Genomic DNA, 13,523 nt, shown 5'->3' on the forward strand with positions numbered 1-13,523 from the left:
TCCCTCCATTATTGCGGCAACCCGAACTCTTTTCGTTTCGTCGTAATTTCATCCTGCATATATTGGACATAGTCCATAATCGATTCGCGCGCCTGCACTTGACCAACAACCGTCTTATAGAATGCATTAAACAAATGTCGGCCTGTGAAATATCCGCCTGGCACTTCGGGCACCCCTTGTACCCATTCAAATTGCGCCTTCAAGTTTTCGTAATCGGCAACCGGCCATGGCAAGCTGTCGAGTGCCTTAATATTGGCAGTCGGATAACGGGCTGCTGCGCCCATCAAACCTTCCATTTCACGACCAAACACCGTTTGTGTCGCTTCGCTGGTCCACCATTTCATGAACTCCCATGATGCTTCCTTGTCCTTCGCCTTCTTCATCATTACGACAGCACTGCCTCCGCTTGGCACCTCACGATTAATGGAGCCATCCTTCTGTATGGTTCCCGGAACAGGGGCGAAACCCCACATGCCGCGAATTTCTGGCGCAAATACAGAAAGCTGGTTATAGGTTGTATAATCTGCAATGCCTATTGGCATCTGCCCCGTACGGAAGCGATTGGAGAAATCATATTCCCGTTCTAATTTATAGTCGGTATAAAACTCCGTCCATTGCTTGAATGTTTCGATGCCAATGCGTGAATCCAGATCGGATTCTTTGCCATCATTGCGGTAAAGCTGTCCGCCATTCTGAAATAATAGTGCCGCATACATCGAGTTTGGCGGTATGTTTTGCCCTTGAACAGCAGCTTGTGCCACAACTGGCAAACCGAATTGCATATGATTTTTACTTAGAACGGCTAGTAAATTAGAAACTTCATCCCAAGTTTGCGGAATTTCCAGATCCAGCTGATCAAGCACATCCTTACGGTAAAAGAGCATGTTGAACGTTTGTGTTTCCGGCAACGCATAAACCCCGCCATCATAGCTGTATGGAACAACTGCGCTTGGACGGAAACGTTCCCTCACCTCTTCGAAATCAGCAAACTGTGTCAAATCAGTTGAAGCGTTGCGCATCGCAAAGTTAACAGGCAAATCATTTTCAATCTGCATGGCGATGTCGGGACCTTGGCCCGCCAGCGTTGCAGGCAGCAGTGTTCCCATGTTTACCAGCTTCAAGTTGACATTAATGCCGGTAACGGATGTAAAGGTTTCGTCAATCATCGCCTTCATCGTGTTGGCTTGATCCCGTCCGCTTCCGATCCATACGGTAATCGACCTTTGGTCGGCGTCCTCAGAAATATTTCCGATCTGATTGTAATCCGTAAAGAAAGAAGAAATAAAAGTGGCAGATTGATGCTTAAGATTCGCGGCGAAGCCCATCCCTTTTTTAGGGAATTTCTTATCTGGTGAGGCGACATACAGCGCATCGATCTCAAGCGGCTGCTGCCTTGCTTGCTGAACCCAAGTTCCTAGTCCGCCCGTGTTAGTCTTGTAGGCTCCAAGCCTTCTCGGAATGGTATCCGGCTTCTCAACCATCTCATCCAATTGCAGTGACATCGTCTTTAGAAGAGCCTCTTGGTCACTGGATTGTCCTGATAATTTGACGAGCTGCGCGGCAATCGTTTTAAGGCGTTCACTTTCTTCTTCAAAAACGTTAAGTATGTTGGGAACTTTTTTCTCAATCTGATAATCACGGTATTCATCGGGCTTTGTTCCCGTAATCATCAATATTTTGCGATACATCTCATTCAAATTATAAAGACTGCTTTCAACCTCACGAATGAGCGGGGCAAACTCGCCTAGGCTTACCTCAAGCCTGAGTGTATGCTTTCCTTTTTCCAGGCGGTATAAATAAGGAGACTTTCCACCCATCACATCAAGCCGATAGGAGCTCTTATAACGAAACGCAACCTTTTCCATTTCCTTAAAAGGAATTTCGCCGTCAATGGTTAATGTACGAGTTGAATAAATGCCTCTAACGAAGTTTTGCTGCGTTTTAAAGGCAATTTGGTAAAGCCCCGTTTCAGGGACATCAATTTCCCATTCCATCCATTGACCAGGTAGACGCCAATTCAAGCCGCCAATCGTATTAATTTTTATTTTTGAAGAGCTGTAAGGATATACTGCAGCACTTGAACGCTCGCTTAGCGGATACAAGGTAGGTGAAGACTTTGCTGTGGAAGCCTCGCCTTCAATCGTAATCAAATGGCCGCTCGTCGCCTTCATACCATCTGCTTCATACTGCTTAAGCAACTGTTCATAGGTTAGTGGAGCAGGCTGTTGAAATAGTTTCAATTGTTTAACGACCATCGGTTCCCGTGTAGATTCAAGCGTAATCGTATGTTTGCCCTGCGAAAAATAAAATAAGAAGGGTTCATTCTCGTAACCATCGGAATCTTGAAATGTTTTCTCGCTCCATCTCGGCTTCTCCACTTGCTTTGGTCTGAGATCATTGCCTTGATTGTCCTGAACAACTTGAGCTGCTTGATTATCCCAAACACGGTCAAACTGCAGGAAAGCAGCTTCTCTGAACGGACGTTTTCCGTCAATGAATAAATCCCGTTCAATCGCTGAGCTTTTTCCTTCAATGGGATAATAGAGCAAAGAAAGATTATAAAGACCCGCATCAGTCACATCAAATGACCATTCCACTTTGCCCGATTCGCCTGTTAACAAGGAAGATCCGTCCATGCCCTCGTAGTTGTTAAGCTTCTCGAACTCAGCACCCTCTACATGGCTGTAATTGATTGCTTCTAATACGATTTCACGCTCTGGACGGGCAGCCGCCTCATATTGCGAGACATATTCATGATATTTTTGTTCATTATAAGCCGAGATGTTCGTCGATCCGGATTGAACGGACTCCTCCGTCAGCGCATTATCCGAACTGCCGACTGCATGCGCCTTAGGCACTGACGGAAGCACCATTAAAACTGCCAAAACAAAAGGGACTAGCTTCCTTGCCATATTGGTTAGCCGCAAATTGCTTATCACCAGAGGTCCTCCTTACATGCATAAACGGTTTCTCCGTCCATAGGCGGGGAAGCTCACGTTTGATGGTGAAATATAAGCCCATATATCTTCTAGCATTTATTTTCCTCGTTCTCATACAATCGGGGGAAGTCATGAAAGACGTCCCCCGACCTATACATTAAACCGCTGCCTTCAATTACTTAGAAAGCTTGGCTATTGACGCTTCTGCTTCCGGCTTATACTTCTCTGCAGTCGCAGTCACTGATTGATTATTTACGATAATATCTGTAACGAACTTTCCAGTCGGGAATTCAGGATAAGCATCATCCAGCAAGATTTGGCCTGTGTTCGTAATATGATCACGCTGCATAGCTACATCTTCCTCGTGATTGTAGAGACCTTCCAGCCACTCTTGGCTAGGGAACTCTTCCGTTTGAGTAATATCAAATGTTTCTTCGTAAATTTGGTAAACCAATTGCGCGTCTTTTACGCCTTTTGGAATAAATTTAGCCGCTTGTCCTGGATTCGCATACGTAACTTCTGGACTTCCTTGAGGTCCGTTCGGAATAGGCACAACGCCGATATCGAACGTTAAATCACCAATATTCCATACCGGTGCTTGGAACATCGCTACATCGCCGTCTTTAAACGTGTTGAATTCTTCATAATTCATTCTGTCGCCTGTTTTAATTTTCATAACGTTCTCAACGTTATATAGTCGGTTCACAAACTCTGCCGCTTCAATCGTTTTTGGATCGGTTAAGCCTTGAACGCCTGTTCCTTCGTCAACGATTTTGCCGCCGTTTGCAGCAGTAAAGTTGCGGAAAATATCAATGGACCAGCCTGAGAAGCCATAAACGTCGATTTTTCCGTCATTGTCTGTATCCTTAGTTGCTAGCTTTGCAATTTCCAAAAACTTGTCCCAGTTCCATTGGCCGCCTGTGTAAAGCTCTTGAAGATCCGGAAGGCCAAGTTTTTTGAACAAATCGCGATTGTAGTGCATGGCTGTACCGCCTGAGCCTGGATTGTCAAATGCATATTCGCCGCCAGCAATAGCAGGCGCTTTAGCCATCAAGTTTGCATCGTTGTTGATGTTATTAGCTGAAGTTGTAAACTCGCTGATCGGAAGCAGCTGGCCTTTCAATACAGCCGGCAATGCTGCTTTGTATTCCATTTGAACGATGTCTGCAAAAGGCTCACCTGTCAGGACAGTAGCCGTAAACTTCGGCATGTATTCTTCGAAAGGAACGTTTACGAATTCGATTTTCACATTATATTTTTTTTCAACTTCTTCGATCTTAGCGAGACGCTCTTTCTCGGAAGCCGTAGCTCCTGCTGGTGTCAAATCCCACCATGCGGCTACTTTAATAACGCGTCCACCCATATCGACAGGTTCTGGTGTTGCTGTTGATTCCTCAGGTGCTGCAGTCGGATCAGTGACAGCGCTTTCTTTTGGAGCGTTATTCGTTCCTTTATTTCCGCCGTTCCCGCTGCTGCAAGCTGTAAGTATGAGCATGAAACATAACACCAAAATGGACAAACCTTGTATTTTTCTCATGACCGAACCTCCCATTTTTACATTCATCAGTTGGTATAAAGTAAAAATCCCCATTTAAAAGCGCTTTCATTCCTAAACTTTGAAAAACCAAACAGCTAACCTCACCGCCTTTTCGTTATTTGATTTCCGTAATTTGTTATTTCGTTTTGCATAACGAATATAACATCAAAAACAAAACTGGTCAATTGTTTTTTATTTGTTATCTAAATGCACTAATATTTCTAAAAAAATAAGTTAAATTCCGTTTTATCGCTTGTATACCCTTGAAAAAACAGCTATATTTATCTACATAACAAAATAACAAAAAGACAATAATAAAGCATTGAGGTGAATGAACTTCCTAAATAAAACTCTAAATAAAATAATGATGTTTAATGTTTTTTAGCAATTAAAAAACAAGTTTAATTGTTAGTAACAATACGGTAAAATAATGACTAGCATTTCTTCACATATAATAATGGACTTCTTTACATATAGATGGCTTGGCAAACTAACTAATTAAGGTAGGATGAAATTTATGCGCCGGAAGGTAACGATTCAATCAATTGCCGATTATACAGGGTTGTCAAAATTCGCAGTCTCACGAGGGTTATCCGGGAAATCGGGGGTTAGTCCACAAACAAGAGAAGTGATATTAAGAGCTGCAGGACAGCTCGGTTATTTTAAGGACGCTCAGACGCCTCCTGTTTCAAGCGAACTGATGGATACAGAATCACGAAGCTGGTCCGGAACCATTCTAGTGCTTTTCCCAAATGTTCGTTATCAAAATACTGATTCCTTATATTGGGGTCCAATATTTAACGGCATATCTACAAGGCTGAACCAAAAGGGCATTAACATCCTTACATTAACCGAGCCTACTAACGACTCCATGTTCTCACTTTTAAACCCAGAAGCCATTATGGGCATTATTACTGTAGGCTCTATTTCTACCTCTGTGTTGCTTGATATTAAACGGCTCGGCATTCCTGTCGTAATGGTCGATCATTACGATCCAAACTTTCACTGCGACTCGATTTTTACAGACAACTTGTCCAGCATGAGAGAAATAATGAACGCCGTCATTACAAAAGGCTACAAAAACTATCAATTTTTAGGAAATATTAGAGATGCGCAAAGCTTCTATGAACGATTCCTTGGTTTCCGTTCAGCTCTCGAGGACAATGATATTGAACTAAAGCAAATTCCTTCCCTAATGGGACCGGAAATTGAAAACTTTCACGATACATTCAAAGCTGCTATTGAGGAGCATGGTTTACCTGAAGTATTTGTTTGCGCCAATGATATATTTGCCTCTTTTGCGTTAGATACATTGAAAAATATCGGAATGTATATTCCAGAAACGCTCGTTTTCACCGGCTTTGACAATACCCATCCTCAGATTCCTTTTTTGGCTACTGTTAATGTAGATAAGGAACTGCTCGGCAAACGTGCTGTTGATCAGATGCTTTGGAGAATACTCAACGCAACAACGAGCTACGAGAGGACCCTTATCCAAGCTGAGATTATTTTCAGAAATTAAACATAAAAAGAGGATGACCATCGCGGTCATCCTCTTTTCGCAGTAGTGCTTCGTTTAAAAATCCGTTCGAAATGGCGATGCGGGAAGTCCTGCTTTATTATACAAATTAATCGTCGGTGAATCGCTCCAGCCATTTCGTTATTGCAGCACAACACTGTCTACATAAACCGAAGTTGATCCGCTTGAGTTAGTAGGTGAAATGAACTGAACGCCTACTTCACGCACATCACCCAAATTGGCTACTCCAGATAAGCTCAGTGAAATCGTAGATGACCCCGATGAATTGATGTTTACCGTTCCTGAGTCATACCAAGTGTAAGCGGAGCCCGTCTTAATAAACAGCTTCGCCTGCAGGCCGCTGCCAAAGCTTCCCCATGCAGTATGCTTCACTTTAACAGAAACAGAAGATTTGCCAATGAAATTATTAGCACCCGCATATTGCAAATAAAATTGACCGCCGCCTAACGTAACGTCTGCTTTGAGCGAGCTGCTGCCGCTTGCCGCCCATTCCGTTACAGACCAAGGCCCGCCAGCAACGTTTGATGCCGTCCACCCTTGTGCATTTCCGCCTTCAAAATCGTACAACGTAGAGCTGCTGCTGCTGTTAAACACGGAAGCTTTTATAGAAGTAGCCCAAATGCCATTTGTTCCGTTAATGACAAGATTGCCCCATGAAGTTAGCGTCTGCCAATCACTTGTCGTCATATCCAGCCACGAATTGGCCGAATCATTTCCTGTCCATGACCATGCCATATAACCGATGCCTTTCGCCTGACTTTGGTTCATGACCTCTTGTGCATTAACTTGACTTCCCAAGTTGTTATTGCCGTTATTGTAGTTATAGCCAAACTCTCCAACCATAACAGCCAAACCTAAATTTTTAATCGCTTGCAGCTCCGTGCCAATCCGAGAAGAGTCATTCCATGAGCCGTACATATGAATGGAGAACATGACATTATGATCCGGATCATGAGTAAGGAGTGCGTTGCCATATGCTTTGATTGGTGAAGAATTTTGTCCCCAGCCTGAGGCGTCAACGATTATCGTGTTATGAATTCCAGCATTTCGAATGGTTGAGATAGCCGTCTTGTACGCATCGCGCCAAGCGGTATCCGCAAGATTCCCATCGCCCCATTCATTAGCGATATTAACGAGCACATACTTTTCATTGCTCGTCAAAATCGTTTTAACCGCGCTGCTGGCAAAATAGTTAGCCATATTATTTAAAGCAGTTGCGCTGTTAGAGCCTGTTGCATCATGCAGTTCAACAATAGCAACCATGCCGAGCTGTTTGCAACGATCGATAATTTGCTGCAACCGCGATGCCGAACCGCTTGTCGTCCAGACGATTCTAACAGCGTTCGCTTTTTTCGAGCTAATCGTGCTTAGCGCATCATACGCTTGTGTATCAAACCATGCGTGAGCATTATTGACACCTCGAATGACAAAGTTGTTCCCGTTTGCATCCTTCAAATTGTTGCCGCTTACATAAAAACCGTTAGCCGCATGGGTTTGCTCATTTGCGATAAAAGGCACTACCAAAGCCAGCATAAGGACAAGCATAAACGTCATTTTCAATCTCCTGATCATCATAATAACTAATTCCCTCCAACTGTTTTTTTGTTTTGCAGTCTCGGTTCTTAGTGTTTGATCTGGCTGCCTGTTACTTTAAAGACGTTGACATATTTATGAGAGCCTACCACCCCCCTTCATCACCTGCTGCTTCCTTCGTTTTCCTTAATCGAGAAACCGCATCAAATTCGAAACCATTTCAGCCGCTTGCTCACGGTTCACAACTGACTTTGCTAATAGGGAATCATTACTTTTGAATGCAGTATTTCCAATAAGCTTGGCGACGCGTTCCAACACTGCTGCCGCATCCTGCTTAGTCATGGCTTCGCGCGGACCAAAACTTCCGTTTTCTTTTCCTTTAATAAGCCCGAGCTTTTGAGCTGTTGAAACAGCCTTGGTATACCAACCATCACTCAGAACGTCGTTAAATGTGTTGCTGGCGGTATCGTCATTCAAATCAAACGCTTGAATAATGATTTGAACAAACTCCGCTCTTGTCACAAGGTCAAGAGGCTTAAATAAACCATCGCCTTTTCCCTGTACGATGCCTCTTGCAGCCAAATAATCGATCGCGTCCTGGCTTGCTGCGGATGAGCCTTTATCCTTGAATGAAACATCTACTGCCGCAGCTGCATATTGACTGAAATGAGTGGGATGAAAAATAACTTTTTTTGTTGCTGCATCGTAATAGCTGTTTTTTACAACCTCAAGCTCGCCGTTTTCTTTGATGTGGTATGTCACGATCGTGTTTGGATTTGCGCCTGAGGCTAGTGAATAATTCAAAGCAACTTTTAAAGATGCTGCTCTGAATGTAGTTATTCTCTTTCCGTCAATGTCAAGATTCAAATCATAAACCTGCGCGCCACCAATCTTAGCTTGGGCAAGATCGCTCATTTGGGATGGATCGACAATAGAGAATGTGAACGTAATCGTTGCAGATGTTCCGCTTAAATGGCTTGATAATTCGGAAAGTGAAATTGTAATCGCAGCATAACCGATATTCACTTCTATCCGCTCAAGACCTTTGTCTATTGCTTTAGCTATTTGCTCAGCTGGAATATTGACCTTTACCTCCTTAGCTCCTGCTGCTGGAGTCCCGGTAACAAGGATTGTACCCTTTTGAGCTTTGGCGACAGCTCCCTCAAACTCCGCGCTATTAAGCTGAATCGTTTGTTTGCCGCCAGGTCCCGCTGCAGGAGGCTGGCTTGTGTCTGGATTAGACGGCGTTACGATGGGCTCAGACAAAGTGGTTACTTCAATCTGAGGGCCGCCAACGCTCCAAATTCCATCTCCTGTAGCCGCTTCTACTTTAAACGTATATTTTGTACCCGCTGCTAGTCCGCTAACCTCATAGCTGCTGCTGGAGCCATTCACCGCAGCCAGTTGAATACCGTCTTTATAGATCAAATAATTTATGATTTCCTGCTCGCTTGATGCACCGCTCCATGACAAGGTGGCGCTCGTTTGATTGACATTTGCTGCTTGTAACTCAGCATTGATCCACTCTGGCACTTTCAAGCCATAGGTTGACAAGTTGCTGGGCAGCTCATCGAGCGTAATGACATATTCATGGTTGAAGACATGAGTAAGATGCTCGGCCGAATTATAAATACCGTTCCTAATAAAATCACCTGTCCATGTGCTGAACCAGCTCCAGTCTGCACCATATAAAGGCAGCAAATCAGGATCTGGAATCGTTCCGGTCTCCGGTAGCGCCACAAGCTTGCGATCCTTGACGACCTCTACTAGACGATCATATTTATTAATATTTGGGCTATAATCGCCTGCTTGGTTGTAAATGTCGGTGCTGATAATATCAACCACATCATCTCCTGGATACCAGTCCGATGACACGGAGTTCCACACCCAAATCAAATTGTTCAATTGATGCTCGTTTGTTAACCGCTCATACATCAATCGATATAGCTGCTTGGCGGACTCTGGTCCTTTGGCGCCCCACCAGAACCAGCCTCCCTCTGCCTCATGCAGTGGTCTCCATAGAACAGGAATATTCGCATCCTGAAGCCTCTTCAGCTGAATGGCAATCACATCGATGTCACTGAGCAGCAGCTTATACTCCTCTGAATCCGGATGACTAAGCGCATACTCAACATCAAACGTTGTGGAGTCGGTGTAGAAGGCTCTCCACCATTCTTTGCCCGGCACATCGATTAATCCGTTTGGCGAATTCCAATGCCAGCAAAGGGATACGATCCCGCCTTTCTCCGCCCACTGCATCATTTTTTCTGTTTCCTCTGACTTCGTACCATGAGCTACCCGAGTAGGAGAATAGTCGATTAGGTCGAAGGAAACCATCGCAGGAAGCTTGCCGGTTTTTTCATAAATCCACTCCGCATCAGATAATTCCTGCTGGCCGGAAATGATGTTTTTGCCGTAGTTATCAACTAAATAATTCATGAGCGCACGCGCTTCCCTTGTTGCATTTGGGTTGATTAACGACTTTGGAACCTGATGCTCTTTATTCTCGATAGGCATTGGAGTGAGCTTTATATAATCAATGTCATACCAACTCCAATTGGCATCAAAGGTTATCGTGTTGTTTCCTGCATTCAAAAAAACCTTACCTGCCGATATTTCAACAAATTCAGTTGATTCATTAAGATCAACTTCAAACCCTGAAGCCCCGGCTTGATTTTTATTAACGGTTATTAGCGTTTTTTTGAAGCCGTAAGAAGCTCTGTAACCAAAATCCAGCGTATAAAAACCTTCAGCAGGAGCCGATACATTTAACTCAACAGATCCTCCAGGAATAAAAACATAACCATCGCCGGAATAGCCGTTTCCAGTAGAGCGTATTTCCGCTCCACCCGCCAAAATCCCCGCTTCCGCTTCATATTGGCTGGTATCTGGCACAATAACGGTATCCGCGGATTCAAGCGAAATGTATTCAATGCCATAATAACCCCAGCCTCTTTCAAAACGAATCGTATTGTCACCTTGCTTCAGCATAACTTTCCCTGCGGAAGCTTCTGCTGTAACGGAGCCCGGCTCCTCAATCGCAGGCAGCTCAATCTCCCCGTTGCTCTGACCGTTTACGAGCAGCGACGTTACCTTCCGTCCATAAGGCGAGTAATAACCAATGTTCAGCTTATATAAGCCAGCTGCTGCTTGAACATGAAAGGTTGCAGCTCCAGGATCACCAGTGAAAAATGAAATGTAACCGTTTCCAATATATTGAATGTCACCTCCTGCAGTTGTAGTCAAGAATTGTGCAGCGCCCTCTACTTCTGCATTTGCTGCTTCATATTTAATAGCTGATGCAGTCGCGTTTACATAAGGGTAGAGAGGAATGGCACCCATAACATACGTTAGAATCAAAGCATAAAACAAAACCTTCCGTGTTCCCCATCGGTAGTTAAAACCCATTTCATTCGTCACCTCTAATTCATAATGATGAAGCTATGCTTTTGGGACATTCGCCTTGCGATAGTATAATTAGTCCCGTCAGAAAACGCTTTCAAAAATAAACCACCTCCTTTCTACGTTTAGTAGACGTAAGTAGCTAAGTTACTTGAACAGGAGCATCTTGCTGCATGGATAAATTTACAATCAGCATTTCGTTATTGAGAAGATAACATAAATAACATTATTTTTGCAATAAAAATAATAAATAACTTTATAATAACAAACTATATTTTTGTTATTGTCGAATTTAGCCGTATAAATGCTGCACTTTGTCTCATTTGCTAGCTCAAACGAATAACAATTTTCATAAACCTTGCAAACAAAACCTACCCTTTCGACTAAAGTCTAGGTAACAATTAGACCAATGACTGATTTGATGAAACGGCGATTCCATTAAAGTTAAGAGGAAATAAATTACATATTACTCGAAAGGATGGAAATCAATGATGTTGGTGTTTCAAGAAAGAAGGAAAAGCAGGAAAGCTTGGGCTCCCGCCCTGCTCGCAGCAGTGATCGCCTTTTCGGCCATCTCATTTCCTGCAAGGAGCGTTGAGGCAGCAGATGCAGCTGGCCCCAAGGATGCTAAGGAAGTTGAGGCGTTTGTCGATGAGTTCTTTAAACGTCCAGAGGTTGCGAGCTCGCTAGCTGGAAGTGCAGTGGTAGTGGTGGGCAATGATAAAGTGCTGCTGAACAAAGGTTATGGTTATGCCGATGTGGAGAGCAAGAAACCTGTTGATCCTGATAAAACCATGTTCAGAATAGCTTCCATATCCAAAGTGTTTACAGCAACAGCCGTCATGCAGCTCGTAGAAGAAGGCAAAATAGATTTGGATCAGGATGTAAGCCCCTATTTGAAAGGTGTGACGATTCCCAATAAGACCGGCAGCAAACTAACGATGCGACATTTATTGACTCATACAACAGGTTTCGACAAAACAGATGTGTTGACTGCTCCAGATGCGACCCGCAAAGACTATCCTCTCGAACAATATATTAAAGAGAATTTACCTACCATCGTGCGTAAGCCGGGAGCGGCTTATCGCTATGATAATTTAGCTTTCAATTATCAAGGATTAATCGTGCAAAATGTGACTGGCAAGCCATTCGAACAAGTCATTGATGATCAAATATTCCGTCCGCTGCAAATGACAAACAGTGATTTCCGGATGACGGATAAAGTACTGGAAAACCTTGCTACAGGCTATAACCAATTAAAGGAGCCTTGGCCGCAATACCAGCTCATGCCTACAATAGCGCCAGACGGGGGCATGTTCGCAACAGGCACGGATATGAGCAAATTTATGCTCGCTCAATTAAATGGCGGCAAGCTTGGTGAAAATCGTATTTTACAGGAAAATACAGTTAAGGAGATGCAGCGGGTACAGGTTGGCATTCATTCAGAAATTCCGAACATGGCTTTAGGTTTTGAGATGTTTTTCCAAGAACATTTCAATGGTGAGACTGTCATTGGAAAGGGCGGAGATTTGGAGGGCTATCATTCGTGGATGTGGCTGCTGCCTGAACAAAAGGTAGGCGGATTTGTTGTAACGAACAGCGATGCCAGCGATATACGTGAGCAGCTGTTCGCCGCGTTTATGGATCATTATTACCCTAAAACAGAGAAAGAGCGGCCAGCTATTACACTTACCAAGGCACAATTAGCACACTTTGAAGGCAGCTACCAGTATTTGCGCGCCCCGCTCATTTATTACAAAGTAAAGGCTGAAGATGGTTATTTATCCGTTGCCGGACCCAATAGCACCAGGAAACTAAAACCCGTTGGCGAGCTGCTGTTCCAAGATGAAGATGGAAAACTTGGCGCATTTAAAAAAGATGAAGCTGGCAATATCTCATACTTTTATTATTTACTTATTGATGCTTGGTGCGAACGCATAACCCCATCACCCAACTATTCAGACGTACCGCGCAATCATCCATATGCCGATGACATTTATACTTTACGTGATTTGGGCGGGGTTTTGAATCAAACGTCTACTCTTTTCGAACCAGATGGAAAAACGACTCGTGCACAATTCGCAGCTCAGATTGTACAACTAGCTGGTATTACCAAATCACACCAGCCCTCTAATTTCGCGGATCTAAAGGCTCATCCATATGAAACAGAAATTCAAACCTTGCTAGAGATTCACGTATTAAGCGGTACTTCAGCCCAGAGGTTTGAACCAGACCGAACGATTACAAGGGAAGAAGCTGCTGTCATTATCTATCGATTATCACGTTTTCTTGGTTTCCCTCCCATTCCAGCGAAGCTGAGCGGCAAGACTTCAGGTTGGGCTGAAGAAGCGGTTCAATTCATTGTTGGAGCTCGTTTATATGGACCAGAAATAAAATCGACAGATGAAGGTACAGATTTTCGTTCGAAAGATCCGCTGCTCAAAAAGGAAGCTGCTGCGATTTTAAACCGTTTCGCTAAATTGTTTGCGTCAAGTGCAGGCATCTAATACAAAAAAAGACTGCGTAGTCGCCCTTCATCAAGGCGAACTATGCAGTCTTTTTTTGTATAAAC

Annotated in this window: 6 protein-coding genes; 2 read left to right on the plus strand and 4 right to left on the minus strand. The window is 43.8% G+C overall.

The annotated features are described in order from the left end of the window. Positions 1-8: 8 nt before the first annotated feature. Together MHH56_RS21460 and MHH56_RS21465 are read right to left on the minus strand one after the other, a co-directional pair. Entirely contained in the window at positions 9-2,939 is a 2,931-nt protein-coding gene (locus MHH56_RS21460) for an extracellular solute-binding protein (RefSeq protein ID WP_339203711.1), read from the minus strand. Positions 2,940-3,114: 175 nt separating this feature from the next. Next, positions 3,115-4,476 carry an extracellular solute-binding protein gene (locus MHH56_RS21465; protein ID WP_339203712.1) on the minus strand — a complete coding sequence of 454 codons (1,362 nt, stop codon included), beginning with the start codon at positions 4,474-4,476 and terminating at the stop codon, positions 3,115-3,117. A gap of 517 nt (positions 4,477-4,993) precedes the next feature. Here MHH56_RS21465 and MHH56_RS21470 point away from each other — a divergent pair. Continuing rightward, positions 4,994-5,998: a LacI family DNA-binding transcriptional regulator gene (locus MHH56_RS21470; RefSeq protein ID WP_339203713.1), complete on the plus strand. Its 1,005-nt coding sequence runs from the start codon at positions 4,994-4,996 to the stop codon at positions 5,996-5,998. Positions 5,999-6,136: 138 nt separating this feature from the next. Here the strand turns inward: MHH56_RS21470 and MHH56_RS21475 are convergent, their stop codons facing one another. Continuing rightward, the gene (locus tag MHH56_RS21475; protein ID WP_339203714.1) at positions 6,137-7,591 is read right to left on the minus strand and encodes a cellulase family glycosylhydrolase; all 1,455 of its coding nucleotides are present in this window, start codon (positions 7,589-7,591) and stop codon (positions 6,137-6,139) included. Positions 7,592-7,735: 144 nt separating this feature from the next. Next, positions 7,736-10,969, minus strand: coding sequence for a glycosyl hydrolase (locus MHH56_RS21480; RefSeq protein ID WP_339203715.1), 3,234 nt, complete (start codon positions 10,967-10,969; stop codon positions 7,736-7,738). Positions 10,970-11,439: 470 nt separating this feature from the next. On the opposite strand from MHH56_RS21480, the gene MHH56_RS21485 reads away from it, so the two are divergent. Then, positions 11,440-13,458: a serine hydrolase gene (locus MHH56_RS21485; RefSeq protein ID WP_339203716.1), complete on the plus strand. Its 2,019-nt coding sequence runs from the start codon at positions 11,440-11,442 to the stop codon at positions 13,456-13,458. Positions 13,459-13,523 lie beyond the last annotated feature (65 nt).

Origin of the sequence: Paenibacillus sp. FSL K6-3182, assembly GCF_037976325.1 — a bacterium.
Taxonomy (GTDB): Bacteria; Bacillota; Bacilli; order Paenibacillales; family Paenibacillaceae; genus Pristimantibacillus.